29 protein-coding genes and 1 pseudogene are annotated in these 24,346 nt (G+C 63.6%); 17 read left to right on the forward strand and 13 right to left on the reverse strand.

All coding sequences use genetic code 11. The features are described from left to right. Positions 1-173 precede the first annotated feature (173 nt). The 6 genes from gap (at position 174) to OOJ09_RS24720 (ending at position 7,522) form a co-directional block, all read left to right on the forward strand. Positions 174-1,184, forward strand: coding sequence for a type I glyceraldehyde-3-phosphate dehydrogenase (gap, locus tag OOJ09_RS24695; protein ID WP_269907699.1), 1,011 nt, complete (start codon positions 174-176; stop codon positions 1,182-1,184). 219 nt (positions 1,185-1,403) lie between these two features. Then, positions 1,404-3,293 (forward strand): potassium/proton antiporter, encoded by a 1,890-nt coding sequence (locus OOJ09_RS24700; RefSeq protein WP_269907700.1) that lies wholly within the window; start codon positions 1,404-1,406, stop codon positions 3,291-3,293. 113 nt (positions 3,294-3,406) lie between these two features. Further along, on the forward strand, positions 3,407-4,603 hold the full coding sequence (locus OOJ09_RS24705; protein WP_269907701.1) for a phosphoglycerate kinase: 1,197 nt from the start codon (positions 3,407-3,409) through the stop codon (positions 4,601-4,603). 112 nt (positions 4,604-4,715) lie between these two features. After that, entirely contained in the window at positions 4,716-5,741 is a 1,026-nt protein-coding gene (locus OOJ09_RS24710) for a class I fructose-bisphosphate aldolase (RefSeq protein ID WP_269907702.1), read from the forward strand. 252 nt (positions 5,742-5,993) lie between these two features. After that, on the forward strand, positions 5,994-6,734 hold the full coding sequence (locus OOJ09_RS24715) for a DUF899 domain-containing protein (RefSeq protein WP_269907703.1): 741 nt from the start codon (positions 5,994-5,996) through the stop codon (positions 6,732-6,734). Between the two features lie 62 nt (positions 6,735-6,796). Then, the gene (locus tag OOJ09_RS24720; RefSeq protein ID WP_269907704.1) at positions 6,797-7,522 is read left to right on the forward strand and encodes an SGNH/GDSL hydrolase family protein; all 726 of its coding nucleotides are present in this window, start codon (positions 6,797-6,799) and stop codon (positions 7,520-7,522) included. Positions 7,523-7,553: 31 nt separating this feature from the next. Here OOJ09_RS24720 and OOJ09_RS24725 read toward each other — a convergent pair whose 3' ends face one another. The 3 genes from OOJ09_RS24725 to OOJ09_RS24735 all read right to left on the reverse strand — a co-directional run bounded on the left by OOJ09_RS24725 (position 7,554) and on the right by OOJ09_RS24735 (position 10,349). Continuing rightward, a complete protein-coding gene (locus tag OOJ09_RS24725; RefSeq protein WP_269907705.1) occupies positions 7,554-7,715 on the reverse strand; it encodes a hypothetical protein in 162 nt (53 codons plus the stop codon). A gap of 101 nt (positions 7,716-7,816) precedes the next feature. After that, positions 7,817-9,262: an ArnT family glycosyltransferase gene (locus OOJ09_RS24730; RefSeq protein ID WP_269907706.1), complete on the reverse strand. Its 1,446-nt coding sequence runs from the start codon at positions 9,260-9,262 to the stop codon at positions 7,817-7,819. 133 nt (positions 9,263-9,395) lie between these two features. Next, on the reverse strand, positions 9,396-10,349 hold the full coding sequence (locus OOJ09_RS24735) for a ring-cleaving dioxygenase (RefSeq protein WP_269907707.1): 954 nt from the start codon (positions 10,347-10,349) through the stop codon (positions 9,396-9,398). A 311-nt stretch (positions 10,350-10,660) separates the two neighbouring features. Here OOJ09_RS24735 and OOJ09_RS24740 point away from each other — a divergent pair, with 311 nt between their 5' ends. The 4 genes from OOJ09_RS24740 to OOJ09_RS24755 all read left to right on the forward strand — a co-directional run bounded on the left by OOJ09_RS24740 (position 10,661) and on the right by OOJ09_RS24755 (position 12,771). Further along, complete coding sequence (locus tag OOJ09_RS24740) at positions 10,661-10,828, forward strand: hypothetical protein (protein ID WP_269907708.1); 168 nt, start codon at positions 10,661-10,663, stop codon at positions 10,826-10,828. An 83-nt stretch (positions 10,829-10,911) separates the two neighbouring features. Next, on the forward strand, positions 10,912-11,502 hold the full coding sequence (locus OOJ09_RS24745) for a DJ-1/PfpI family protein (protein WP_269907709.1): 591 nt from the start codon (positions 10,912-10,914) through the stop codon (positions 11,500-11,502). A 68-nt stretch (positions 11,503-11,570) separates the two neighbouring features. Further along, a complete protein-coding gene (locus tag OOJ09_RS24750; protein WP_269907710.1) occupies positions 11,571-11,978 on the forward strand; it encodes a hypothetical protein in 408 nt (135 codons plus the stop codon). Between the two features lie 73 nt (positions 11,979-12,051). Then, positions 12,052-12,771, forward strand: coding sequence for a helix-turn-helix transcriptional regulator (locus tag OOJ09_RS24755; protein ID WP_269907746.1), 720 nt, complete (start codon positions 12,052-12,054; stop codon positions 12,769-12,771). Between the two features lie 63 nt (positions 12,772-12,834). On the opposite strand, the gene OOJ09_RS24760 is transcribed toward OOJ09_RS24755, so the two are convergent. From OOJ09_RS24760 to OOJ09_RS24770, 3 genes are all read right to left on the reverse strand, one after another. Next, a complete protein-coding gene (locus OOJ09_RS24760) occupies positions 12,835-13,530 on the reverse strand; it encodes a DUF1013 domain-containing protein (RefSeq protein WP_091578658.1) in 696 nt (231 codons plus the stop codon). Positions 13,531-13,988: 458 nt separating this feature from the next. Then, on the reverse strand, positions 13,989-14,129 hold the full coding sequence (locus OOJ09_RS24765; protein WP_091578925.1) for a DUF1127 domain-containing protein: 141 nt from the start codon (positions 14,127-14,129) through the stop codon (positions 13,989-13,991). Positions 14,130-14,420: 291 nt separating this feature from the next. After that, the gene (locus tag OOJ09_RS24770) at positions 14,421-15,431 is read right to left on the reverse strand and encodes an NAD(P)H-quinone oxidoreductase (protein WP_269907711.1); all 1,011 of its coding nucleotides are present in this window, start codon (positions 15,429-15,431) and stop codon (positions 14,421-14,423) included. 123 nt (positions 15,432-15,554) lie between these two features. Here OOJ09_RS24770 and OOJ09_RS24775 point away from each other — a divergent pair, with 123 nt between their 5' ends. The 3 genes and pseudogenes from OOJ09_RS24775 (at position 15,555) to OOJ09_RS24785 (ending at position 17,381) form a co-directional block, all read left to right on the forward strand. Next, positions 15,555-15,749, forward strand: coding sequence for a DUF1192 domain-containing protein (locus OOJ09_RS24775; protein ID WP_269907712.1), 195 nt, complete (start codon positions 15,555-15,557; stop codon positions 15,747-15,749). A 68-nt stretch (positions 15,750-15,817) separates the two neighbouring features. Continuing rightward, positions 15,818-17,086 (forward strand): annotated as a pseudogene (locus OOJ09_RS24780) (MFS transporter); the annotation flags it as partial. Between the two features lie 31 nt (positions 17,087-17,117). After that, positions 17,118-17,381, forward strand: coding sequence for an ArsR/SmtB family transcription factor (locus OOJ09_RS24785; protein ID WP_256752652.1), 264 nt, complete (start codon positions 17,118-17,120; stop codon positions 17,379-17,381). 129 nt (positions 17,382-17,510) lie between these two features. Here OOJ09_RS24785 and OOJ09_RS24790 read toward each other — a convergent pair whose 3' ends face one another. The 4 genes from OOJ09_RS24790 to OOJ09_RS24805 all read right to left on the reverse strand — a co-directional run bounded on the left by OOJ09_RS24790 (position 17,511) and on the right by OOJ09_RS24805 (position 19,941). Beyond that, entirely contained in the window at positions 17,511-17,975 is a 465-nt protein-coding gene (locus OOJ09_RS24790; protein WP_269907714.1) for an SRPBCC family protein, read from the reverse strand. 11 nt (positions 17,976-17,986) lie between these two features. Next, positions 17,987-18,322, reverse strand: coding sequence for an ArsR/SmtB family transcription factor (locus OOJ09_RS24795; protein WP_269907715.1), 336 nt, complete (start codon positions 18,320-18,322; stop codon positions 17,987-17,989). Positions 18,323-18,327: 5 nt separating this feature from the next. Beyond that, complete coding sequence (locus tag OOJ09_RS24800; protein WP_269907716.1) at positions 18,328-18,984, reverse strand: glutathione S-transferase family protein; 657 nt, start codon at positions 18,982-18,984, stop codon at positions 18,328-18,330. 99 nt (positions 18,985-19,083) lie between these two features. Continuing rightward, the gene (locus OOJ09_RS24805; RefSeq protein WP_269907717.1) at positions 19,084-19,941 is read right to left on the reverse strand and encodes an alpha/beta fold hydrolase; all 858 of its coding nucleotides are present in this window, start codon (positions 19,939-19,941) and stop codon (positions 19,084-19,086) included. A 98-nt stretch (positions 19,942-20,039) separates the two neighbouring features. On the opposite strand from OOJ09_RS24805, the gene OOJ09_RS24810 reads away from it, so the two are divergent. The 3 genes from OOJ09_RS24810 (at position 20,040) to OOJ09_RS24820 (ending at position 21,509) form a co-directional block, all read left to right on the forward strand. Then, complete coding sequence (locus OOJ09_RS24810) at positions 20,040-20,561, forward strand: winged helix-turn-helix transcriptional regulator (RefSeq protein WP_269907718.1); 522 nt, start codon at positions 20,040-20,042, stop codon at positions 20,559-20,561. 77 nt (positions 20,562-20,638) lie between these two features. Then, on the forward strand, positions 20,639-20,872 hold the full coding sequence (locus OOJ09_RS24815; protein WP_269907719.1) for a hypothetical protein: 234 nt from the start codon (positions 20,639-20,641) through the stop codon (positions 20,870-20,872). Between the two features lie 205 nt (positions 20,873-21,077). Continuing rightward, entirely contained in the window at positions 21,078-21,509 is a 432-nt protein-coding gene (locus tag OOJ09_RS24820; protein WP_269907720.1) for a GlcG/HbpS family heme-binding protein, read from the forward strand. An 18-nt stretch (positions 21,510-21,527) separates the two neighbouring features. Here the strand turns inward: OOJ09_RS24820 and OOJ09_RS24825 are convergent, their stop codons facing one another. The 3 genes from OOJ09_RS24825 to OOJ09_RS24835 form a co-directional block, all read right to left on the reverse strand. Continuing rightward, on the reverse strand, positions 21,528-21,929 hold the full coding sequence (locus OOJ09_RS24825) for a hypothetical protein (RefSeq protein WP_269907721.1): 402 nt from the start codon (positions 21,927-21,929) through the stop codon (positions 21,528-21,530). A 304-nt stretch (positions 21,930-22,233) separates the two neighbouring features. Continuing rightward, positions 22,234-22,416 carry a 50S ribosomal protein L32 gene (gene rpmF, locus OOJ09_RS24830; protein ID WP_008834724.1) on the reverse strand — a complete coding sequence of 61 codons (183 nt, stop codon included), beginning with the start codon at positions 22,414-22,416 and terminating at the stop codon, positions 22,234-22,236. Between the two features lie 143 nt (positions 22,417-22,559). Beyond that, positions 22,560-23,318: a transglycosylase domain-containing protein gene (locus tag OOJ09_RS24835; protein ID WP_269907722.1), complete on the reverse strand. Its 759-nt coding sequence runs from the start codon at positions 23,316-23,318 to the stop codon at positions 22,560-22,562. Between the two features lie 78 nt (positions 23,319-23,396). Between OOJ09_RS24835 and OOJ09_RS24840 the strand changes: the two genes are divergently transcribed. Then, positions 23,397-24,314: a polyprenyl synthetase family protein gene (locus tag OOJ09_RS24840; RefSeq protein ID WP_269907723.1), complete on the forward strand. Its 918-nt coding sequence runs from the start codon at positions 23,397-23,399 to the stop codon at positions 24,312-24,314. The last annotated feature ends 32 nt before the right edge of the window (positions 24,315-24,346 follow it).

Raw genomic sequence — 24,346 nt, forward strand, 5'->3', positions numbered from 1 at the left:
GACAACGACATGCACGAACAAGAATGCTCCCGCGAAACCGCGCACAGCGGTTTCGCGGGACTGGCCCAACCTAATCGATTTAAATCCATGTCGCGGCGGCTGGATTCTTTGCCCGTCCGCCGCTATGAAGCTGCGGACCAATCATCTGCCTTCCAGCTCCCAGGGAGAGAAAAATGACCGTCAGAGTTGCCATCAACGGATTCGGCCGTATCGGCCGCAACATCCTGCGCGCCATCCATGAATCCGGCCGCAAGGACATCGACGTCGTCGCCGTCAACGATCTCGGCCCGGTCGAGACCAACGCCCACCTCTTGCGCTACGACAGCGTGCACGGCCGCTTCCCGCACGAGGTTTCGGTTTCCGGCGACCAGATCACCGTCGGCAAGGAGAAGTTCAAGGTCACCGCCATCAAGGATCCCACGCAGCTGCCGTGGAAGGAACTGGGCGTCGACATCGCGCTTGAATGCACCGGCATCTTCACCGCCCGAGACAAGGCCGCCGCGCACCTGACCGCCGGCGCCAAGCGCGTGCTTGTCTCGGCTCCATCGGACGGCGCCGACCTCACCGTCGTCTACGGCATCAACCACGACAAGCTGACCAGGGACCACATCGTCATCTCGAATGCCTCCTGCACCACCAACTGCCTGGCGCCGCTGGCCGCCGTGCTGCACGAGACGGTCGGCATCGAAAAGGGCATGATGACGACGATCCATTCCTACACCGGCGACCAGCCGACGCTGGACACCATGCACAAGGATCTCTACCGCGCCCGCGCCGCTGCCCTGTCGCAGATCCCGACCTCGACCGGTGCGGCCAAGGCGATCGGCCTGGTCCTGCCCGATCTCAAGGGCAAGCTCGACGGCATCTCGATCCGCGTGCCGACCCCGAATGTCTCGGTCGTCGACCTCAAGTTCATCGCCAAGCGGTCGACCACCGTCCAGGAGATCAACGACGCGGTGATCGCCGCTTCCAACGGCAAGCTCAAGGGCATTCTCGGCGTCACCCATCACCCGAACGTGTCGATCGACTTCAACCACGATCCGCGTTCCTCGATCATGGCGCTCGACCAGACCAAGGTGATGGACGGCAACTTCGTATCGGTGCTGTCCTGGTACGACAATGAATGGGGTTTCTCCAACCGCATGGGCGATACCGCAGTCGCCTTCGGCAAGACCATCGCCTGATCGCGGAACTTTCCTTTTCGAGACCTCGAACGCCCGGCTTTGTCCGGGCGTTTTTCATGAGAGTGAGGGACACTTTCCCGATTTGTGTCCCGAGCGCCAAAACGCCCGAAAATCAGCGGCATAGGTCAAAAAGCCACCCCACCGCCTTGCACTGGTCACGTCTTCGCCCCACTCACCCTTAAACCAGGAGAGCGACGAATTTGAGGGGCTGATTTTCGGATGGAGCATGCGATCTATGTCGTGACGCTGATCGGCACCGCGCTTGTCGTCGCCGCCGCGTTTTCGAGCCTGATCGCCTTCCGCTTCGGCGCCCCTCTTCTGCTCCTGTTTCTCTGCATTGGGCTCGCCACCGGAACGGACGGCCTCGGCATCCAGTTCGACAATGCCCGCATCGCCTATTTTGCCGGCTCACTGGCGCTGGCTGTCATCCTGTTCGATTCCGGTTTCGGCACGCCGCTCAACGCCTTGCGGCAGGCGGCGGGCCCGGCGCTGTCGCTGGCGACCTTCGGCGTGCTGCTGACCACCGGCCTGTTCGGCGCCGCCGCCTATTACCTGCTCGACCTCACCTGGCTGGAATCCTTCCTGCTCGGCGCCGCCGTCGCCTCCACCGATGCCGCGGCGGTGTTTTTCCTGCTGCGCGCCGGCGAGATCAATCTGCGCGAACGCGTGCGCTCGACGCTCGAGGTCGAATCCGGCACCAACGATCCGATCGCCATCTTCCTGACCATCACGCTGGTCGAGATCATAGCCGCTCACGCCAACCCCGAGACCAATGTCCTGGTCACCAGCCTGGTCCTCGGCTTCCTCCTCAACATGGGCCTCGGCGCCGTCGTCGGCGTGCTCGGCGGCCTCGCCATCGTGCGCCTCGTCGACCGGCTCAATCTCGACCACGGCCTGCTGCCGATCTTCGTGCTCACGCTGTCGCTGATGGTCTTTGCCGCCGCCGGCGCCATCGGCGGCTCGGGTTTCCTGGCGGTCTATCTTGCCGGCCTGGTCGCCGGCAATTCCGACATCCGCGCCGTTACCATCCTCAAGCGCTTCCAGGACGGCATGTCATGGCTGGCGCAGATCATCATGTTCCTGATCCTGGGCCTGTTCGCGACGCCCTCGCAATTTCCGGCGATCCTGGTGCCGGCGGTTCTGCTCGGCCTGTTCCTGATGTTCGTCGCCAGGCCGATCGCGGTCTGGGTCTGCCTGATCCCGTTTCGCTTGCCGCGCCCCGAGGTCGCCTTCGTCTCCTGGGTTGGGCTGCGCGGCGCGGTCTCGATCCTGCTTGCCATCACGCCGCTGCTCGGCGGGCTGGAAAACGGCCGCCTCATCTTCAACACCGCCTTCATCATCGTGCTGGTGTCGCTGGTCATCCAGGGCTGGACGGTCGGGCCGCTGGCCCGTCGCCTCGGCCTCATCGTACCGGCGCGGCTCGGACCGCTGGACAAGGTCGAGCTCGAACTGCCGGGCTCCGCCCATCACGAGCTCCTTGCCTACCGCGTGGCGCCCGGCAGCCCGGTGGCGCGAGGCGAGCGCATACCGCGCTGGGCGCGGCCCTCGCTGGTGCTGCGCGACGGCCGCTCGATGCGCTTCCAGGATATGGGCCGGCTCGCCGCCGGCGATCAGGTCTACATCTTCGTGCCGGACCGCTATCCGCGCCTGCTCGACAAGCTGTTCGCCAGTCGCGCGGTGGTCGATCCCGAAGATGCCGATTTCTTCGGCGCCTTCGCGGTGGACCCGGCGCGCGCCGCCGCTGAACTGGAAGCGGCTTACGCGCCGGGGCTGACCGAAGCGGAACAAAAGCTCACCGTCGGCGCCCTGGTCACGGCACGGCTCGGCGGCCATGCCGAATATGCCGACCGCGTGCTGCTCGGTCCGATCGAGCTGATCGTCCGCGACGTCGACGACAAGGGCAGGATCACCGGCCTCGGCCTTTCCTTCGAGCCTACCGCACCGGTGGCGCGGGTGCCGGTTTTCCTGAGCGCCGGCGAAATCGGCGACCGTGTCTCCGCCTTTGTCCGCAACTGGCGCAAGCCGACTGAAACGCAGTTGGCGGAGACGCAGGCCGAAGTGGCGCCGCCCCCCGCGCCTGAGACACAAAAGGCGACAACCGAAGGCTGACCGCGCCAGACATAACGGACTGGATCATTTTTCCGCGCGGCTCGCGTCTGGAGGCTTGCATCATCGTTGGCGCGGGGTATGGTCCCGGCGATTTTTCCGCGAAAGGAACCAGCATGGCCGCCTTCAAGACCCTGGACGATATCGGCAACGTCAGCGGCAAGCGCGTTCTGGTGCGTGTCGACCTCAATGTTCCCGTCGCCGGCGGCAAGGTCACCGACGCCACCCGCATCGAACGCATCGCTCCGACCATCGCGGAGCTGTCCGGCAAGGGCGCCAAGGTTATCCTGCTCGCCCATTTCGGCCGGCCCAAGGATGGCCCCTCGCCTGAATTCTCGCTGGAGCCGATCGCCAGGGCCACGGCTGACGTGCTCGGCCGTCCCGTTGGCTTTGCCGGCGATTGCGTCGGCGACACGGCGGCGAGCGCCGTCGCCGCCATGAACAAGGGCGACGTGCTGCTGCTCGAAAACACCCGCTTCTACAAGGCCGAGGAGAAGAATGATCCGGCTTTCACCGAAAAGCTCGCCGCCAACGGCGACATCTTCGTCAACGACGCCTTCTCCGCCGCGCATCGCGCCCACTCCTCGACGGAGGGGCTGGCGCATCTCTTGCCGGCCTTCGCCGGCCGCACCATGCAGGCCGAACTCGAAGCGCTGGAGAAGGGGCTGGGAAATCCGGTCCGTCCGGTCGTCGCCATCGTCGGTGGCGCCAAGGTCTCGACCAAGATCGATCTGCTGATGAACCTGGTGAAGAAGGTCGACGCCCTGGTCATCGGTGGCGGCATGGCCAACACCTTCCTCGCCGCGCGCGGCACCGACGTCGGCAAGTCGCTGTGCGAGCATGACCTGGCCTCGACCGCCAAGCAGATCATGATCGAGGCGGCCGAGTCCGGCTGCGCCATCATCCTGCCGGTCGACGGCGTCGTCGCCAGGGAATTCAAGGCAGGCGCGGCCTGCGAGACCGTCGCCATCTCGGACGTGCCAGCCGATGGCATGATCCTCGATGTCGGCGCCAAGACGGTGAAAGCCGTCGGCGAATGGATCGACCGCGCCGCGACGCTAGTCTGGAACGGCCCGCTCGGCGCCTTCGAGATCGAGCCATTCGACCACGCCACCGTGGCGGCGGCAACGCACGCCGCGGCGCGCACCAGGGAAGGCAAGCTGGTCTCCGTTGCCGGCGGCGGCGATACCGTGGCGGCGCTCAACCATGCTGGCGTGGCCGACGACTTCACCTATGTCTCGACCGCCGGCGGCGCTTTCCTGGAATGGATGGAAGGCAAGCCGCTGCCCGGCGTCGACGTGCTGAAGCGCTGAAGGAGAGCGAGCGGGGGCGCCGGAGACTTTCAATCGATTCGAGCTTTCCGATGCCATTCCTTTGGCGGTAGACTTCCGTTAAGCGCGGAACAAACCCTTCAGGAGAAGCATGATGAGCGAACGTCTCGAAGACATTGCCGCCGCGATCGTGGCCGGTGGCAAGGGCCTGCTGGCGGCCGATGAAAGCTCCGGCACCATCAAGAAGCGCTTCGATGTCATCGGCGTCGAATCGACCGCGGACAGCCGCCGCGACTATCGTGAGATGATGTTCCGCGCCTCCGACGCGATGACGAAGTACATCTCCGGCGTCATTCTCTATGACGAGACCATCCGCCAGAAAGCCGCCGACGGCACGCCGCTGGTCGACATCATCAAGGCCGCCGGTGCCATTCCCGGCATCAAGGTCGACGCCGGCGCCAAGCCTCTGGCCGGCTTTCCCGGCGACACCATCACCGAGGGTCTGGACGGCTTGCGCGAGCGCCTTGCCGACTACCACAAGCTCGGCGCCCGCTTCGCCAAATGGCGCGCGGTGATCGACATCGACACGACCAAGGGCGTGCCATCGGCCACCTCGATCGGCTCCAACGCCCATGCGCTCGCCCGCTATGCCGCACTTTGCCAGGAAGCCGGCATCGTGCCGATCGTCGAGCCGGAAGTGCTGATGGATGGCGCGCACGACATCGACACTTGTTATGAGGTCTCGAAGGCGACGCTGACGAAACTCTATGACGAGCTTTACGCGGCGCGCGTCGTCCTCGAAGGCACGATCCTGAAGCCCAACATGGTGCTGGCCGGCAAGAAATCGGGCAAGGCGAGCAGCCCGCAAGAAGTCGCGGAGAAGACCATAAAACTGTTCCGCGAGACCGTACCGGCGGCGGTGCCGGGCATCGCCTTCCTCTCCGGCGGCCAGGAGGACGAGGAAGCAACCGCCAATCTCAACGCCATCAATGCCATCGGGCCGCATCCCTGGAAGCTGACCTTTTCCTATGGCCGCGCGCTGCAGGCCGCGCCGCAGAAAGCATGGAGCGGCAAGGCGTCGAATATCGCCGCCGGCCAGGCCGCCTTTACCCACCGCGCCCACATGAATTACCTGGCCGCGCTTGGAAAATGGAAGGCAAGCCTGGAACAGGCCGCCTGATCGCAGCTCTTCCGTCTCCCCGCAAACCCGGGCCGATGCGCCCGGGTTTTTGTTTGTGGCTTGTCCGCTTGGGATGCAGCGTCTGCATCCTTATTTCCCATTCGGCGCTGAGCATGATCCCGAAAAGTGGAATCCGGTTTTCTCGGACAAACGGGAGCCCGTTTGTCCAGAGATCATGCTCAAACAAACAATCGGCGATGTCGGTTTGTGCCCATCCCGAACGTCCTTGGGATGACAGACAGGGAGAGGCACATGCATCGCAACAGAGTGGTTTCGCGCGAAGACTGGTACCAGGCGCACAAGGCGCATCTGGCGCGTGAGAAGGAACTGACGCGACTTCGCGAACGCATCGCGGCTGAACGGCGTGAACTGCCCTGGCTGAAGATCAGGAAGGACTATGTCTTCGAGACCGAGCAAGGGCCAAAGAAACTGGCCGACCTGTTTGGCGCCAACAGCCAGCTGATCGTCTATCACTTCATGTTCGGACCGGGGTGCACGCATCATTGCGAGGGTTGCTCGTTCCTTGCCGACCATATCGACGGCGCCAACCAGCATCTGAGGCACCACGACGTGTCGCTGATTGTAGTCTCGCGCGCGCCGCTGGCTGAGCTTTTGCCCTACAAACAACGCATGGGCTGGAAGTTCGACTGGGTGTCGTCCTACGCCTCGGATTTCAACTTCGATATGCAGGTCTCCTTCACCGACAAGCAGATCGCCGCCGGTGACACCACCTACAATTTCGAGACCCGTCCCCGGACGTCAAAGGAACTTCCCGGCACCAGTGTTTTCTACCGGGATGAAAATGGCGACATCTTCCTCACCTTCATGTCGCGCGCCCGCGGCGGCGAGGCGTTGATCGGCACCTATGATTACCTCGACATGACACCGAAGGGCCGCAACGAAACTGGCCCCTATAACGGCCTGATGGATTGGGTGCGGCTGCACGACGAATATCAGGACAGGCTGGTAGCGCCGCCAAGTTGCTGCGATTGAAGAGCGTTCATCTCCGGCGAAACATGCGTTAAAGGTGCCGCAGATCATTCCACGGTATTGCCATGCGCTTCCCGGCCCTTCTCACCTGGCTCGCCTTCCCGATCTACGTCTGGCAAGGCCTTGGCGTGCGCCGCCGCACGACGCGCATGCTGCCGGCGCAGGGGCCGGTCATGCACGATCTCGCGGGCAAGGCGCCGGCGATCTCGCTTCTGGTGCTTGGTGATTCCTCGGCTGCCTCGGTCGGCATCGGCAATTCCGAGGACGGACTTGCCGCGCAACTCGCCGTTCTGATTTCGCAGGGCACCGGCCGCGCCGTGCGCTGGCGCGCGGCCGGCTTCAATTCCGCGACATCAGGCCAGATCCGCGACCATGTCCTGCCCAATCTGTCGGCGGATCCGTGGACGCACATCGTGCTGGCCATCGGCACCAACGACACCAAGAATTTTCATTCCGTGCCGCGCTTCAAGAAGGAGTTTGGTGGCCTGCTCTACGCGCTGCGCGCCAAATGGCCGGAAGCGCGCGTGGTCTGGTCGCCGGTGCTGGAGTTCACCCGCGCGCCGGCCATGCCGGCGCTGCTCGGCAAGATCCTCGAGATCCGCGCCACCGAGATGAACCGGATGGGCGAACGCCTTTGCCTCGAACGCGGCGCGGTGCCGGCGCCGCGCCTGCCGATCACCAACCCTGAAGCCGGTTTTGCTTCCGACGGTTTTCATGCCTCGGAGGCCGGCTACCGGGCCTGGGCGGAACATCTGGTCGGCCTGGTGCTGGGCGAGCAACGCCCGGTGTAGCGGCGACAGGCAAACACCCGTCGCCACCCCGCTATGCCCAATGCCCCAGCACCGCCGTGATCGAAATCGCAGCCATCGCCAGCAGCGCGAGCTTCCAGAAGTCACTGCGCCGTTTCAGCCCCGGCCAGCCGAGCGGCTTGATCAGCTGGATGGCCATGATGCCAACAATGACGAGCGCGAGGAGTTTCGACATGCCGCCTTTGACCAGCAACGCGGCCGGCTGTCAAAACCTGCTTCCAAAAAGCAGGTCGCAGCCAGAAGCTCAATGTCTCCATATGAACTGATTCCGGTCGCCTACTGTCCGTTCTTGGGGACGCAGGCGCGCGCATCGCGCAGGTCATAGATCCTGACTGTCGGCGCGACGTAGCCATAGTCGCCATATGGTTTCGAAAATTGCGCTGCGATATGACCATCGAGGCAGCGGAACATGCCGGCAAGCTCATATGTTCTCGGGTCTTGCTCGCTCAGCCCCCCGCCACGCAGGTATCGCTGAAATTTCAGCGATACGAGGTAATCGACTGATGAAAGATCGCGGTAGTCATTGGTTTCTGGTGCCGGCTCTCCCATTGGAAAATCAACCACAAAACGCATGATGCCTTGCCTTTCAAGGAAGCGCATCGCCGCAAAGCGGGTATCGGTTTCCCGGTCCAGGTTCGCGACATAGGCCATGCCGGCATGCGCACTCGCAACCATGGCGACGAGCCCAAGTGTGGTGGCGACCAGCCGGTTTCGGGGCGCAATCGACCTGGAGCAGGCGATGCCGGCGGCCAGCAGCAGATAGATGACCACCGGCAAGATGTAACGCATTAAGCCGACCAGCTTGAGCGGCGAGAGCTCGAGCAGGAAGAGCCAAAGCAAAGCCGCACCCGCGTAGGTGGCGACATATCTGTTGCGGTCGGCGATGATGGCGACGGCGATTGCCCCAAGGGCGATAGCCACGGTCGGGCCGGTGAGGCTGGGAATCAGATGGTAGCGGAAATGCGTGAGCCCGTAGCCCTCCCAGAACCATTCCTTGAGATCGTGGCCCGTTTCAGCGTGCTTCAGTTCCGAGCCAAGGCCTTTGATGACGGTTGAAAGTCCGCTTCCGGTCTCGGTCAACAGCGACACGCCGAATATCGCGACCACCGTGAGCGCGTCCGTGGCGGCAACGATGATGCCTTGTCTGATGCTGAGCCTGCAGTAGACGATCGCCGCTATGAAAAGAACGAGGCTGTTGCCGGCGCCCGCATATTTCGCCGTAACGGCAAGCCCGAGCGCACATCCGAAATAGACGAGATTGACCGTGGTGACCTGCTCTTTCAACCGCACCAGTGCATGCAGCCCGACACAGATGGCGAAGACCAGGACAGCGTCTTCCTTGAAATAATGCGCATGAACCGCGATGGCTGGCGACGCCGCGAAAACACAGGCCCACAGGAAGGCATTGATGCCGTCTGCGTAGCGTCGCAAGACGACATAGAAGAGGACGCTTGCCGCGACGCAGGCCAAGGCACTGACACTCCGGCCGGCCAGCAAGTAGTCGTGTTCGTTCGACGCCCCGGAAAGCCATCCGGCAAAGCGGGCCAATACGATCATCAACGGCGGATGCGCGTAATTGTGGTGCTGTCCTGCGGCAAACGCCACTTTGAGCGGCTCGTCCGGCTGGATCCCGAACGGGAAGTCGATGTTGTAGAAGGCGAGCGATGCCGAGATCGTTATCAGTACCAGGATAGCCGGCACCTGGGAATCGGCCCGCTTCACCAGGCCGACCCGGCCGGCCGGCTGAAGGGGTGGCCGGCGATAACGGGCGCAAGGAGTTTCGACATGCCGTCTTTTTGACCAGCATCACGGTCGGCTGTCAAAGCGCTCCCCGCGCTCGTCTCCAGGAGACCTATTATCTCAGCGGCTTCAGACCTGCCTCGATCGAGGCGCGCTTCGGTTCGAGGAACGGCGGCAAGGCAAGGCTTTCGCCCAGTGTTTCCAGCGGCTCGTCGGCGGTGAATCCCGGCCCGTCGGTGGCGATCTCGAACAGGATGCCGTTCGGCTCGCGGAAATAGAGCGAGCGGAAGTAGTAGCGCTCGACCTCGCCGCTCGACGGCAGCCGGAACTCGGCCAGACGGGCGGTCCATTGATGCAGCGTCTCCTGGTCCGGGGCCCTGAAGGCAACGTGATGAACCGCGCCGGCGCCTTGTCTTGCGGGCGCCAGCCCAGGCTGCACGGCGACATGAAGCTCCGCCGCCGGCCCGCCCTCGCCCATTTCGAAGACATGGACATGGCCCTCGCCGTCCGGCGAGGCATGGTCGCGGACCTTGCGCATGTTCATCACCCTGGTCAGCACCGCCTCGGTGTTGGTGATGTCGGGAACACTGATGACGATCGGCCCAAGCCCGCGAATCTGGTGTTCGACCGGCACCGGGCTCTGCGCCCAGGCATGGCTGTCGCCCTTGCCGCCATCGCTGACCAGCCTCAGGCGCTGACCTTCGGGATCCTCGAAATCCAGCGACGGATAGCCGCCGATATCGGCAATCTCGCCTGTCGCGACGTTTTCACCGGCGAGGTGCTGCTTCCACCAGGCAAGGCTCTCCCGGCTGCCGACCCTCAGGCTGGTCCGCGCGATGCTGTGGGTGCCGCGCCGCTCGCGGCCAACCGGCCAGTCGAAGAAGGTGAGGTCGGTGCCCGGTGTCGCTTCGCCATCGGCATAGAAGAGGTGATAGGCCGAGGTATCGTCCTGGTTGACCGTCTTCTTGACCAGCCTCAGCCCCAGCACCTTCGTGTAGAAGCGAAGATTACCTGGCGCATTGGCGGTGATGGCGGTCAGATGGTGGATTCCTGTCAGTTGCAGGCTCATGGTCGTCTCCCTGTTTCTGGGGAAGAATTTTCTCCTTTCATATCAGAACCGCGGCCACGCCGCTGAAGTCCTCATATCCCGACGGTCCGTCGCCGAACCCTGAACAATTGCGGCCAAACCATTGCTCCCCCTGGTGAACAATCGGCTGCCCTGCGCAGCCTGCGCGGACACGGCGCCATCAGTCGAAACCGATGCTTTCCCAGGGAAATGAGCCGGTCGGAACGATCGTCGAGCGCCCTGCCATCCTCCTGACAGACTGCTGTCAGGAGGGGTATGCGATAGTGCCTCCAGCCAAAGAGAGGAGAATAGCCATGAATAGTTTTACCATTCTGCGCGGCATGCAGCACTATGTCGGCAAGATACGCACGATGCGCAACGAGATCCGCACCCAATGGTTCATGAACTCGCTGCCGGCGGACATTCGCAAGGATATCGGCTGGCCGGACATGTATGCCGACCGTCGCCCTCGCGGCAATTGAGACGAATTTTTCGACACAGCGGTTGGATGTGGGCGCGTCAACGCCCAGATAACAGGTCCGGCGCGCGTGGGATGGAGCGAGCTATGCCAGAGCAGAAGACAATCGGCTTTCTTTTCATCCAGGGCTTTGCCGACTGGGAGTATGGGCTGCTGGCGGCATCGGCCGTCGAATGGTTCGGCGCCCGCGCCGTATCGTTGACGCCGGACGGCAAGCCGGTGACAGGGATTAGCGGTTTTCAGCTGGTGCCTGACCGCTCGACCGGCGCCGATGAGAATACCGATCTCGACGCCGTCACCGTCATCGGCTCCGACCAGTGGTTTGGCAAGGCGCCACCGGATATCGCCGAACTGCTCAAATCCGTTGCATCGCGCGGCGGCGTCGTTGGCGGCATCTGCGCCGGGACGCTGGCACTGGCCCGTGCCGGTATGTTCGAAAAGGCCAAGCATACCAGCAATGGCCGCGACTGGATCAACCGTCACGAAGCGGGCTATGCCGGCGACCGCAACTATCAGGACGTGCCGCACGCGGTGGCCGACGGCACGGTCGTTTCCGCGCCGGGTTCGGCGCCCGGCACCTTTGCTCTTGCCTTTCTGAAGACGCTCTATCCCGAAAGAGGCAGCGATCTCGCGCAGATGCGGACGCTGTTTGCCAAGGAATATGCTGAAGGCTCCTGACAGAATGCTGTCAGGAGCCGCGTGCGATGGTGCAGACTGCTGCACACCGGCGGTGGAGATGACGATCGATGAAAAGCTGGAATGACAGGCTGAACACGCCCGGCATCAATGGCGTCAAGCCGACACCACGCACGATGGGAGACGTCATCGAGGGTCAGCCGATGCTGGTGCCGACACCGCGACAGGTCGACGATTTCATCCGCTCTATACCCGAGGGCGTCGAGATGGACGTTCGTGCACTGCGCACGGCACTTGCCATCGAGCATGGCGCCGAAGTGACATGCCCGGTCACAACCGGCTATCATTTGCGCACCGTTGCGGAGGCAGCCAAAGAGGATCTCGAACGTGGCATGGCATTGAGCGACGTAGCGCCCTTCTGGCGTGTGCTCGACGCGAAGACGCCGACAACGAGGAAATTGTCCTTCGGCGCGGAATTCGTAGCAGCGCAACGCAAGCGTGAAGGACTGAAACCATAGTGCATGTCGCCCAGGAACGGGCACCGGTTTTGGGACAACGACATGCATGAGAACAACACCGAGGGACCATACGATGCGCCGTGCCGACAGGCTCTTCCAGATCGTGCAGCATCTGCGTGGCGGCCGTCTGGTCACCGCACAGAAGCTCGGCACGTGGCTCGAGGTTTCCGAGCGAACCATCTACCGCGACATCGCCGACCTGCAGTCGACCGGGGTGCCGATCGACGGCGAAGCCGGCGTCGGCTACATGATGAGGGAAGGTTTCGACCTTCCGCCGCTGATGTTCACGCGTGACGAGATCGTGGCGCTGGTTGCCGGCGCCCGCATGGTGCGCGCCTTTGGCGGCGCCGCCATGGCGCGTGCCGCCGACGAGGCGCTGGTCAAGATCGGTGCGGTGCTGCCGGACGCCGAAAAGGACCGCATCGCCCGCACCGAGATCCACACGCCGATGTGGGTGGTCAGCGACGCCGCCCGCGAAGCGATCGACCTGATCGAGCGCGCGGTCGAAAAGCGCCAGGTGCTGACCGTCGACTATTCCGACGAGGCCGGGCGCGGCACCGCGCGTGATATCCGCCCGCTCGGCCTGTGGTTCTGGGGCAAGGTGTGGACGCTTGTCGCCTGGTGCGAGATGCGCGACGATTTTCGCGCCTTCCGTATCGATCGCATCGCCTCGGTGGTCATCGCCGGCCGCATCTTCAAGCCGGAGCGCGGCAAGCAGCTTGCCGATTTCTACCGGGCTGTGGAGCGCAGCGAGGACTACGGCATGGCGCCGGATCGCGCGGCGCGGACCTGAGACTGCTGGACCGCACAAAAAAAGCCCGCTCGAAGCGGGCTTTTTCTTGTGTGGTCAGAGACCTCACTGGTCGTCGTCGTTGTCCGTATTCTTCGACTTCAAGGCCGAGAGCTTGGCGAAGACGGCGTTGGCGTCGAGTTCGGCATCCTCGTCCTTCGGCTTCTCGGGAGCCGGCACCAGCCGCTCGGTCAAGGCCGCCGGCAGCAGCGTGTCGCCGACCGGCTGTGCCTGTTCGCGGCCGCGCGAAGCGCGGTTGACTTCCATGTCGAGGTCGATCTGCGAGGAAAGGCCCAACGTCACCGGGTCCATCGGCTGCAGATTGGCCGAGTTCCAGTGCTTGCGCTCGCGAATCTGCTCGATCGTCGACTTGGTGGTGCCGACCAGACGCGAGATCTGCGCGTCCTTGAGCTCGGGATGGTTGCGCACCAGCCACAGGATTGCGTTCGGCCGGTCCTGGCGCTTCGACAGCGGCGTGTAGCGCGGCCCCTTGCGCTTGGATTCCGGCACCCGCACCTTGGGATCCGAAAGCTTCAGACGCTGGTTCGGATCCTTTTCGGCACGCGCGATTTCATCGCGGGTCAACTGGCCGGTCATGATCGGATCCATGCCCTTGATGCCTTGCGCCGATTCGCCGTCGGCGATCGCCTTGACCTCGAGCGGATGCAGCCCGCAGAACTGCGCGATCTGCTCGAAGGAGAGTGCGGTGTTGTCGACCAGCCAGACGGCGGTCGCCTTGGGCATCAGCAGCGTATTGGCCATTTCAAAAATCCTTCTCGTTCGCCCGCGTTCCCGCGCGGGCGGTGGTTTAGAGCCACCAAAATGGGAAATTCGCGGCCTGTATAACTGCTCCCGGGTCGTTTCGCAATGTTTTTGGAAGCAATCGGCCGGAAGCCGTGGACCCCGCGGCTATCGAAACGGCTCCGCACTCCTTGGCAGTGCGACAAGCTGGCCTTGCTGGCGGGTGCCGCTCTGGCGAAAATCCGGCCGAGATGGGCACGCCCGGCCTTGTGGTCTTGTAATGTCGGAGGGAGCGCGGCCTTTTTTCAGGGTCGGCATCTTGAGGCGGTCGTCGGTGCCGCTTCGTGACACCAGCGCCAAAAAGACAAAACCCGCCGGACGGGGTCCAGCGGGTTCGGAACCGGCGACGGCAAAACCGCCTGCTTCGGCTCTTGCTTCTACAGCATGGTCCGGCTCTTGGAACGGACCATGCTCGACAATCAGATGGCCTTGCGGGCGATCTTTTCGATGTCGGCGCGGTTGATGCCGAGATCGCTGAGCTGACGCGCATTGAGGCGGTTCAGTTCGCGCACGGTCTCGGTGTACATGCGCCAGTTACGGAAAGCGCGGATCGGGTTCATGATAGTCCTCCAAGGATTGTTCGTTTCGATGATGCACAAATAGTGATCATCGATCAGGACTTGAATGACCGATTTTGCATAGCAATGATGCAAATGCTGCATTGCAGCATTAAGCTTTTGTTCAGTTTGCAGGCAGGGACGCGCACGCCCGGGACGTCTCGAGATCCAGGTCAGGCCGAGTCGAAAATGGTGGCTTCCGAGAACCGAGCGGAGCGTACTTGAAGGACGTGAGCACCGGAAGCGCAGGAAGCCGTCATTTGCAGGCCGGCATCACCTGAATATCGATACGGCCTAGCCGACGTCGAGCACGATCTTGCCGATATGCTCGCCTTCTTCCATCCGCTCGTGCGCCCGCCAGGCCTCGCTGAGCGGGAGGATCATATCCATGACGGGAGCTACCTTGCGCGTGCCGAGTAACGGCCACACCTGCGCTTCCAGCGCGGCCGCGATCGCCGCCTTGAACTCGACCGTGCGCGGCCTCAGCGTCGACCCGGTGTGGGTAAGCCGCTTGACCATGATCTTCGAAAAGTCGGCGCTGGCCACCGCGCCGCCTTGCACGGCGATCTGGACGATACGGCCTTCTATCGCCGCAGCCTCGTAGTTTCGCGCCACATAGTCGCCGCCGACCATATCGAGGATGACATTGGCGCCCTTGCCGCCGGTTGCCTCCTTCACCGCGGCAACGAAATCCTCTTCGCGGTAATTGATCGCCCGGTCGGCGCCGAGCTTCAGGCAGGCGTCGCACTTTTCCTTGCTGCCGGCGGTGGTGATGACATAGGCGCCGAAGGCCGAGGCCAGCTGGATCGCCGTGGTGCCGATGCCGGACGAGCCGCCATGGACGAGCAGTGTCTCGCCGCTCTTGAGGCCGCCGCGCTCGAACACATTGTGCCAGACCGTGAAGTAGTTTTCCGGCACCGCCGCCGCTTCGGTGTGGGTAAAGCCGGCTGGCAACGGCAGCACACTGCCGGCATGAACCTTGACATATTCGGCATAGCCGCCGCCCGGCGTCAGCGCGCAGACGCGGTCGCCGATGCGCCAGCGCGATATGTCGTCGCCCAGTGCAACCACTTCGCCCGACACTTCGAGGCCCGGCAGGTCAGACGCACCGGGCGGCGGCGGGTAGGCGCCCTTGCGCTGCTGCACGTCGGGCCGGTTGACGCCGGCCGCATGCACCTTGATCAGGATCTCGCCGGGTCCCGGCTGCGGCACGTCACGCGTCTCCGGTTTCAGCACCCGGGGACCACCGGGTTCCGAGATCGCAATGGCCGTCATCCTTGCCGGAATTCTCTGTCCGCTCGCCATGAAGTTTCCCGTCTTTCCTCGCCGTTGTCCGATCGGCTGTTTGCATCGACGCCCCTGCCCTATGTATGCTGATTGGCAAATCAGGCAAATGGCCAATCTGGTTTAGCGGAGGGAGGAGCGACGATGGCGATCTTCGACGACGAACCCAAGAAGAAGGCGCGCCCGCACGAGATCGGGCAGGACCTGTCGCTGCTTTCGGTCGGTGAATTGACCGAGCGAATCGGCATCCTGCGCGACGAGATCGCCCGGCTGGAAAGCGAACTCAAGGCCAAGGACAGCACCAAATCGGCCGCTGAGGCACTGTTCCGCCGCGGATAGACGCGCAGGCCGAAGGGCCTGCCGCCGAAAAGCCCGAATGCGACTGTCTTCAGACCCAGCGCCCCGCCAAGCTCGAGCCGGATCAAAAAATGTTCGCAACCTACAGACCGATCCTCTCGCTGCTTCGCGGCACCGCCTTCCTGCTCGCGGCGTCTGGATTGCACGGGCTGCTGTTGCCGCTGCGCGGTCAGCTGGAAGGCTTCTCGACCGCATCGCTCGGCCTGATGGGCACGGCCTGGGCCGGCGGCTTCGTCACCGGCTGCTTCTTCGCCCCGCGCATCGTGCGCCGCGCCGGCCATGTGCGGGCCTTCGGCGCCTTTGCCGCGTCGGGCGCCATCGTGGCGCTGCTCACCGGCTTGATCATCGATGAATATGTCTGGATCCTGCTGCGCGCTTTCACTGGCTTCACCATGGCCGGCGCCTTCATGGTCATCGAAAGCTGGCTAAACGAGAAGGCCACCAACGAGAACCGCGGCACCGTCTTCGGCCTCTACATGATGGTCACCTACGCTTCGATCATGGGCGGGCAGATGATCGTCGCCGGAGGCGACGTGAAATCGGCGTCACTGTTCATGATCACCGGCATCCTGTTCTGCCTGTCGCTCATTCCGACCGCGGTCTCGACGGCCTCGCACCCCAAGCCGCTGCAGGATGTCTCGCTCGACGTCAGGGGGCTCTATGCGAACTCGCCGGTCTCGGCGGTCGCTTGCGTGTTGATCGGCATCGCCAACGGCGCCTGGGGTACGCTGGGCGCCGTCTATGGCGCCCGCATCGGCATTTCCACCGCCGAGATTGCCTTGATGATGAGCCTGGTGGTCGTTGCCGGTGCGGCCATGCAGCTTCCGGCCGGGCGCCTCTCCGACAAGACCGACCGGCGTTTCGTGCTGGCCGGCGCTGCCTTCGGCGCCGCCTTGTTCGCGCTGGCGATCTTCCTCTTCGAGCCGCGCTCCGGCGTCTTTGTCATCGTCTTCACCGCCGCCTACGGCGCGTTCGCCTACACGCTCTATTCGATCGCGGTGGCGCATGCCAACGACCACGCCCGCCCAGAGGATTTCGTCAAGGTATCGGGCGGCCTGCTGCTGCTCTATGGCTTCGGCACGATGATCGGCCCCTTGCTGGCCGCGGCCCTGATGGGCTGGATGCGCCCGGAAGGCCTGTTCCTGGCGACCGCCTTCGCGCATCTGTGCCTGGCGGGTTATACGCTGCTGCGCATCAGCCGCCGTGCCCCGGTGCCGGTCGGAGATCGCGACGCGTTCAAGACGCAACCGGCCGATCGCTCGGTGACACCGGAAGCATTGCGGCTTGACCCGCGAAGAAAAGCAGAAGCAGGCGGTTGAGATTCGAAAAGCTTTGCCTCACAAATGAGCCATGATCTTTTCCGACGCCTTCATGGCGATTGCCGACCCCCACCGGCGCCATCTTCTGGAAGAACTTCGGCGCGGCCCTAAAACCGTCAACGAATTGGCCGCCGGACTGCCGGTCTCGCGTCCAGCCGTGTCGCAGCATCTGAAAGTGCTGCTCGATGCCGGCCTGGTCAACGCCAGGCCGGAAGGAACCAGGCGCGTCTATGCGGTCAGCAACGCCGGCTTCCTCAAACTCAACATCTGGCTCGATCAGTTCTGGGAAGCCTGACTGAAGCGCGTCGCTCTGAAGCAGGTTCACTCGGCGCGCTTTGAGTCTTTGTCTTTTGTGCATGCCGTCGTCCCAAAACCGCTGCGCGCCATGCGCGACATGCATTGACCGGCCAGCCGCGGCACACGGTCAGGCTTCGGCACTCAGAAACGCGCCGAGCGCGTCGAGCAGCTCACCGGTGCCATGTTCGCGCGTGGCCGAAATATCATGGCCGTCGAGGAAGGCGCCCTGTTCCGTCATGACGAGCCGTGTCCCTTTGCCCTCGGCAACAAGTTCGATCGTTGTCAGCGACACCGAGACGCGGGTTTCGCCAAACAGCAGCTCGTAGCTGTAGACGATGCGCTGGTCCGGCACGATGTCCTGATAGACCGCGTTGAAATAGTGCATCTGCCCGTCGCTCGGGCAGCCGGCATTGACCTCCTTGCCGCCGACGCGGAAGTCCATTTCATGCCGGCTGGGTGTCGGGTCGTGAGGATCGGCGAACCAGCGCCGCTTTGCGGCCGGATTGCTGAGCGCGAAGAAGACCCTCGACGGCGCCGCTGGATAGAGGCGCTCGACGACGAAGGTGGAATGGACGACGGAACGTTTGGTCATGATTGCCTCCTTCAGGTCTCATCCTTGCTTTCGGAGAGAAACTCGCCCAGCCGGTCCAGCCGCCGCTCCCAGGCGAGACGCCGCTCATTGATCCAGTGTTCCGCCGCTCTCAACGCCGTGGGTTCGATCTGGCAGGTGCGCACCCTGCCAAGCTTCTGTGTACGGACAAGGCCGCTCGCCTCCAGCAGGTTCAGATGCTGGACGACGGCCGACAGCGACATCGCCAGCGGCTCGGCCAGCTGGCTGACCGAAGCGGGGCCTCGCGACAGCCGGTCGACCATCTGTCGCCGTGCCGGATCGGCGAGCGCCTGGAACATCCGGTCGAGCTGGGCAGGATCATGCAGCATCGCGATCAGCCGTTGTTGTAGGGAAAGAACTTGAAGTAGGGCTGCGCTTCCTCGATCACCCGCGCGAAGGAGGGCCGCTGCGCGAGGCGGTCGTGATAGCGTTTCACGGCGGGATATCTGTCGCCGAACGGCTCGACCTTGTTGGCGTAGAACAGCGCGGGAGACGCCGCGCAATCGGCCATGGTGAAGGCCTCGCCCATCGCCCAGCTCTTCGACCGCATGTCCTCTTCGATGATGGCGTAGGAATTGCGCAGCTGGGCGCGAGCCTGCTCGACGCCGAACGGGTCGGTCTTGCCTTCCGGGCGCAACCGGTCGCCGACGATCTTTTGCATCGGCTCCTGGACATAGAAATCATGGAAGCGATCGGCCTGGCGGACTGCCAGCGCCAGGTCTATGTCGGCGGGAACGAGTTCGACCGGCCCCGGATAGTGCGCGGCCAGATATTCGACGACAATTGTCGATTCCAGCACCGTGCGGTCGCGCGCATCGTCGCGCAGCGCCGGCATCTTGCCGCTCGGCGATATCCTCAGGAAGGCGTCGCGCGACTCGGCATTGCCGAGATCGACGATGACCGGAGTGAACGGTATGTCGTTCTCGTAGAGCGCGATCAGCGGCTTCCAGCAGAAGGAGGCCAGGGGATGGAAATGAAGCGTCAGGGACATCTTTTCTCGCCTGTTTCGCGGTTCGTCGGTAGCGGCTGCCTTGCCATCAGCCAAGGCCAAACACTGAAGCATTCACTTCACTATTGCAAGCCTTGCTCGTCAAGACCCCACCCATGCCGCCTCAATGGCTCGGGTGTGCGCGACGATTGCCGCCGATATCACCGTCCAGTCGCCCGGATGCAGTTCGTGACCGCCGCCTTCGATGGGGACAATTTTCGCCCCGGCGACAGCTTCGGCCAGCGCCTCGCCATGCTCGACCGGAAAGATCGGATCCGCCGTGCCGTGGATGACCAGCAGCGGCGCCGTCATCTCGCGCAGGCGGCCCTTCCATGCGTCTCCGCCCTTGAGCAGGAAATGATTGGTCGCGCTCTCGAAGCCGCCGGAGCGGGCGTAATCCTGCTCGACGAAGGCTCTCGCTCGCGCCTCGTCGAACGGATGCGCGGCGCCTGCGATCGCCCGCGCGTCCCTGACGATGAAATCGACCACCTGATCGTGGTTCGACCAGTCGACCTTCGCGCCCTCGGCGGAGTGTTCGCTATAGGCCGCGGTCGTGCCGGGCAGATGCGACGTGTCCATCCCAATTGGTGAACTGCTGATCACCGTCAGCGAGATGACGCGCGAGGGGCGTTTCAACGCCACCAGCTGGGCGATCATCCCGCCCGCCGACATGCCGACCAGATGCGCGCTCTGGAGACCGTGGCTGTCGAGAACGCGCATCGCATCGTCCGCCATATCGTCGAACGTGTAAGGCGGCTTTCCCGGTGGATATTTGGTCGAACGGCCGGTGTCGCGATTGTCATAGCGGATCACGAACAGGCCGGCATCGGCCAGGTTCCGGCACAGCGCCTCCGGCCACCAGAGCATCGAGGCCATCGCTCCCATGATCAGGAGCAGCGACGGGTCTGCCGGATCGCCAAAGACTTCGGAGATGATTTCGGGGCGTTCGATCGTCGTCATGGCGCCGTATCCTCTCCTGTAATTCTGATTGCATTTTGCAATCGGTTGCACGATAACCAGACCGATACGATAATGCAACCAGTTTTGCGGAGAGTCTCATGAGCATGGATCGCCGGTCCGGCTGCCCGATCAATTTGTCGCTGGAAGTGTTCGGTGACCGATGGAGCCTGATCATCCTGCGCGACATGATCTTCGGCGGCAGGCGCCATTTTCGCGAGCTGCTCAACGGATCGATGGAAGGCATTGCCTCCAACATCCTCGCCGACCGGCTGAAGCGGCTGATGGAACTCGGCATGCTGACCAAGGCCGACGATCCCAGCCACAAGCAGAAGGCGATCTACAGCCTGACGGAGATGGCGATCTCGCTGGTGCCGATCCTCGCCCATCTCGGCGCCTGGGGCCGGGTCTGGCTGCCGGTCAGCGAGGAACTGTCGATCCGCGCCGAGCTTCTGGAAAAGGGCGGACAGCCGATGTGGGACAAGTTCATGGACGAGTTGCGCCATGAGCATCTCGGCATGCCGCTCGATACGCCGGCGGACGCCACCGTGCGCGCGACCTTGCAGGCCGCTTACGAGGCCGTGGTCGCCAGCAAGGCCCTCGGGGCCAGCACGGCCGCCTGATCAACTTATTTTCCCGTTTGGAGCCCGGCTCTGCTAGAAGAAGCGGAAAATCACAATTCACGGGATTGGATAAGGTCTTGGTTGAGAACTCTCGGGATGCTGCCCGCGCGCGCGCCGACCTGCGCTTCAAGAAGCAGGAAGAGGCGGCGACCGTCCGCCAGAAAGCCATGGCTGAATACGTCGCCGAGAGCGACGCCCGCCAGGCCAAGACCAACAAGTTGCGGGCGCTCCGGCTCGCCAAGGAAGCCGAAGACCTTGCCAACGCGGCTGCCGCGCCGGCCAAGAAGCCGGCACGCGCCAAGAAAAAATAGCGCGACTGACCGGTACCATCGACCATCGTTCTGGAGCCATGCAAACGGCAACGCCATGTCCGGATGGTGTCGGTAAGGAACGATCCAGGCCATGCCGCCGCCTTCCATTCCACCCCATCAAGCGAAGCAATTTCAATCAAAACCGGGATTTCGCCTTGCCCCGTCGACGGTCGATGATTGACGCGTTTTTAAACAGGAGACTGCCATGACCGCACTGCCGCTCGAAAAGGCCATTGAGATCATCGATGCCGCACTTGCCAGGGGCGCCGTCCTCAAGCTCAAGCCGCTCGGCGTCTCGGTGCTCGACGCCGGCGGCCATCTGGTCGCCTTCCAGCGCCAGGACGGCGCCTCGTTCCTGCGCCCGCAGATGTCGGCGGGCAAGGCCTATGGCGCGCTGGCCATCGGCATGGGTTCGCGCCGGGTCGAGACCTTCGCCAAGGAGCGTCCGCATCTCGTTGCCGGCATCTCCGACGTGTCGGGCGGTCGTGTGCTGCCGGTGGTCGGCGGCGTGCTGATCCGCGACAAGGCCGGCGCCATCATCGGCGCCGTCGGTATTTCCGGCGATACGTCCGACAATGACGAAGCCGCAGCCATCGCCGGCATCGAGGCCGCCGGCTTCACCGCCGATCCAGGCTGAGGCACCGGAGCTTCGGCTTTAATTGACGTTGATGTCCCTGCTCGCCGACCGCATCGACACCGTGAAGCCGGCCAACACATCGAAAAGCGCGATGACCATCAGCGTGAAGAAGACGGAATGAGCCGCGCCCTTCACCAGCAGGAACTCGACCAGGAAGGCGACGAAGACCAGCGTCGACAGAAGATGGTCCATGATCGAGGCGCTGGTCGTGCGCACCGACTTCACCATTTCGACGAACAGGAAGATCAGCCCGATCAGCACCATCAGGTCGCCCAGCGTCATCGAGAACACGCCGCCCGACATCATGCTGAATGAGAAGATTTCGCTCGCCCACGGATCGTCACCGCTGCCGAATATCCCCAGCAGGCCGAGATTGTAGAGCACGAAAGGCACGATCAGCAGCGGGACGGCACCGAACATCTGCGTCTCCATGTGGGGCAATCCTTTGTAGAATGCGCCACAGGCACGCCGTCAAGATTTTTCGGCTGAAGCGCCGAACACGGTCGAAGACCGCATGCAACACCGTGTCAGCCCGGCTGCCCTTCCGACACGGTCTCGGCTCGACACTTGAATGGACCGGCGCGGCGGGCTTCAACCGCGAAGGCCTGGAGGGTGCCGGCGATGCCGCCCGAGCCACGAGACGCAGGCCATAGGGACCGCCAAACGCAAAAAGACCGGCCACTGGCCGGTCCTCGCTAACTCGAGACTTCTAAAAAAGCTGGTCTCAGCTTTCCTTGGGCGTCAGCACCTGGCGACCGCGATACATGCCGGTCTTCAGGTCAATGTGGTGCGGACGGCGCATTTCGCCGGAATTCTTGTCCTCGACATAGGTCGGGGCCTTGAGGGCGTCGGCCGAGCGGCGCATGCCGCGCTTGGACGGAGAGGTTTTGCGTTTCGGAACGGCCATGGATATGCTCCACTACATGGTCAAAAGCCCCGCCCGCCCTCGTGAAAGGGCCATGTCGGGGCCTAAATCTGAGAAAGTCGGGTGCCTATACACGCCCTGTGCCGTTTTGGCCAGCACTGCCGTGAACTTTTTTGAACTGACTACTACAGACAGCCGACATAGGCGCCCGAGCGGCCGGCGCGCCGTTCGATCAGATTGGCGAGCCGTCTCAGGCCCGGCCCGGGCTTGGCCGGGTTGCGGGCGATCGGATTTGGCAAGGTGACGGCGAGCAGTGCGGCCTGCCTTCGAGATAGCTGTTTTGCCGAAATGCCGAAATGGTGCTGTGCCGCCGCCTCGATGCCATAGATGCCCGGCCCCCACTCGGCGATGTTGAGATAGATTTCCATGATGCGCCGTTTCGACATCACCGCGTCGAAAAAGATGGCCAGCGGCAGTTCGACGATTTTGCGCACCGAGCCCAGCGGCCGCGACCAGAGGTAGAGGTTCTTCACCGTCTGCATGGTGATGGTCGAGGCGCCGCGCGTCGCCTCGCCAGCCAGCGCGTCATCGACGACGCCCCTCAACTCGCCGAGATCGACGCCACGGTGAAAGCAGAACTGCCCGTCCTCCGACATGATGACGGAGTGCGCCAGCACCGGCGCGACGTCATCGATTGAAACCCAGCGGCGGTCATAACCGGAGAACGTCGCCAGGTCCTTCAGCATCAGCGTCGATACCGGATGCACGAACGATGGCAGATACAGGAACGTCAGCACCGTTGGTATAAGCGCCAGCACCGCGGCCACGACGATGCCGCGCCGGACCCAGCGTTTCAGACCGCGACGGTTCACGCCTCTCGATCTCGTCGCCATGTCCAGCTTTTCGGTTTCATGATCGACGATCGGTTCCGCCAAGCCGCCCAACCCGTGCTTCTCCCTGCTCCGGCATAATCGCGCTTGGCTTCTTGCGCAACGTCTGAGTGTCGGCTACCGGTCCCGACCATGACGAATGACGACGAAATGGCGTTCGAAATGGCGTTGATTACGCGCGCTGCCGCCGTCGAGGCGCTGCTGCGGCGGCTGCTCGACGACCGCGCGCTTTCGGGCGAGATCACGCGGCCCGACCGTCTGATGGCGGCGATGCGCCATGGCGTGCTGAACGGCGGCAAGCGCCTGCGCCCCTTCCTGGTCATGGAAAGTGCGGCCCTTTTTTCCGCCGATGGCGAGGCAGCGCTACGCGTCGCGGCGGCACTTGAATGCGTGCATTGCTATTCGCTGATCCACGATGATCTGCCCGCCATGGACGACGATGATTTGCGCCGTGGCCAGCCGACCGTGCACAGGGCTTTCGACGAGGCAACCGCCATCCTGGCCGGCGACGCCTTGCTGACGCTGGCTTTCGACATCATCGCCGGCGAAGCGACCGTGCTGCCGGCGGAGCGGCGGGCCGCCCTGGTGCTGGCGCTGGCTCGCGCGGCTGGCGCCGGCGGCATGGTCGGTGGCCAGAAGCTCGATCTCGAAGCCGAACAGGCCCCGCCGGACGAGGCCGGCATCATCCGGCTGCAGGCGATGAAGACCGGCGCGCTCATCCGCTTTGCCTGCGAGGCCGGCGCGCTTATTGCCGGCGCTGCCGCCGAGGATCGTGAGCGTCTGGCCGAATTCGGCTCCGCGATCGGCCTTGCCTTCCAGCTAGCCGACGACCTGCTCGACTTGACCGCGGATGCCAGCCAGATGGGCAAGGCGACCGGCAAGGACGCCGCCGCCGGCAAGGCGACGCTGGTGGCGTTGCACGGTGCGGCCTGGGCGCGCGGCCAGCTTAGCGGCCTTGTCGAACAGGCTCATGAACTGCTCGAGCCTTACGGCGACAGTGCCCTGCTTCTGAAGGAAGCGGCGACATTCGTGGCTGCGCGTAACAGCTGATCCCGAGAGGCGCCGGGAATTGCGCCACCTCG

It is taken from the genome of Mesorhizobium qingshengii, assembly GCF_027563465.1.
In the GTDB taxonomy this organism is placed as follows: domain Bacteria; phylum Pseudomonadota; class Alphaproteobacteria; order Rhizobiales; family Rhizobiaceae; genus Mesorhizobium; species Mesorhizobium qingshengii_A.

Coding starts and splice junctions, on each gene's coding strand:
- gap (WP_269907699.1), top strand. CDS start 174: ATGACCGTCAGAGTTGCCATCAACGGATTCGGCCGTATCGGCCGCAAC.
- OOJ09_RS24700 (WP_269907700.1), top strand. CDS start 1,404: ATGGAGCATGCGATCTATGTCGTGACGCTGATCGGCACCGCGCTTGTC.
- OOJ09_RS24705 (WP_269907701.1), top strand. CDS start 3,407: ATGGCCGCCTTCAAGACCCTGGACGATATCGGCAACGTCAGCGGCAAG.
- OOJ09_RS24710 (WP_269907702.1), top strand. CDS start 4,716: ATGAGCGAACGTCTCGAAGACATTGCCGCCGCGATCGTGGCCGGTGGC.
- OOJ09_RS24715 (WP_269907703.1), top strand. CDS start 5,994: ATGCATCGCAACAGAGTGGTTTCGCGCGAAGACTGGTACCAGGCGCAC.
- OOJ09_RS24720 (WP_269907704.1), top strand. CDS start 6,797: ATGCGCTTCCCGGCCCTTCTCACCTGGCTCGCCTTCCCGATCTACGTC.
- OOJ09_RS24725 (WP_269907705.1), bottom strand. CDS start 7,715: ATGTCGAAACTCCTCGCGCTCGTCATTGTTGGCATCATGGCCATCCAG.
- OOJ09_RS24735 (WP_269907707.1), bottom strand. CDS start 10,349: ATGAGCCTGCAACTGACAGGAATCCACCATCTGACCGCCATCACCGCC.
- OOJ09_RS24740 (WP_269907708.1), top strand. CDS start 10,661: ATGAATAGTTTTACCATTCTGCGCGGCATGCAGCACTATGTCGGCAAG.
- OOJ09_RS24745 (WP_269907709.1), top strand. CDS start 10,912: ATGCCAGAGCAGAAGACAATCGGCTTTCTTTTCATCCAGGGCTTTGCC.
- OOJ09_RS24750 (WP_269907710.1), top strand. CDS start 11,571: ATGAAAAGCTGGAATGACAGGCTGAACACGCCCGGCATCAATGGCGTC.
- OOJ09_RS24755 (WP_269907746.1), top strand. CDS start 12,052: ATGCGCCGTGCCGACAGGCTCTTCCAGATCGTGCAGCATCTGCGTGGC.
- OOJ09_RS24760 (WP_091578658.1), bottom strand. CDS start 13,530: ATGGCCAATACGCTGCTGATGCCCAAGGCGACCGCCGTCTGGCTGGTC.
- OOJ09_RS24765 (WP_091578925.1), bottom strand. CDS start 14,129: ATGAACCCGATCCGCGCTTTCCGTAACTGGCGCATGTACACCGAGACC.
- OOJ09_RS24770 (WP_269907711.1), bottom strand. CDS start 15,431: ATGGCGAGCGGACAGAGAATTCCGGCAAGGATGACGGCCATTGCGATC.
- OOJ09_RS24775 (WP_269907712.1), top strand. CDS start 15,555: ATGGCGATCTTCGACGACGAACCCAAGAAGAAGGCGCGCCCGCACGAG.
- OOJ09_RS24785 (WP_256752652.1), top strand. CDS start 17,118: ATGATCTTTTCCGACGCCTTCATGGCGATTGCCGACCCCCACCGGCGC.
- OOJ09_RS24790 (WP_269907714.1), bottom strand. CDS start 17,975: ATGACCAAACGTTCCGTCGTCCATTCCACCTTCGTCGTCGAGCGCCTC.
- OOJ09_RS24795 (WP_269907715.1), bottom strand. CDS start 18,322: ATGCTGCATGATCCTGCCCAGCTCGACCGGATGTTCCAGGCGCTCGCC.
- OOJ09_RS24800 (WP_269907716.1), bottom strand. CDS start 18,984: ATGTCCCTGACGCTTCATTTCCATCCCCTGGCCTCCTTCTGCTGGAAG.
- OOJ09_RS24805 (WP_269907717.1), bottom strand. CDS start 19,941: ATGACGACGATCGAACGCCCCGAAATCATCTCCGAAGTCTTTGGCGAT.
- OOJ09_RS24810 (WP_269907718.1), top strand. CDS start 20,040: ATGAGCATGGATCGCCGGTCCGGCTGCCCGATCAATTTGTCGCTGGAA.
- OOJ09_RS24820 (WP_269907720.1), top strand. CDS start 21,078: ATGACCGCACTGCCGCTCGAAAAGGCCATTGAGATCATCGATGCCGCA.
- OOJ09_RS24825 (WP_269907721.1), bottom strand. CDS start 21,929: ATGTTCGGTGCCGTCCCGCTGCTGATCGTGCCTTTCGTGCTCTACAAT.
- rpmF (WP_008834724.1), bottom strand. CDS start 22,416: ATGGCCGTTCCGAAACGCAAAACCTCTCCGTCCAAGCGCGGCATGCGC.
- OOJ09_RS24840 (WP_269907723.1), top strand. CDS start 23,397: ATGACGAATGACGACGAAATGGCGTTCGAAATGGCGTTGATTACGCGC.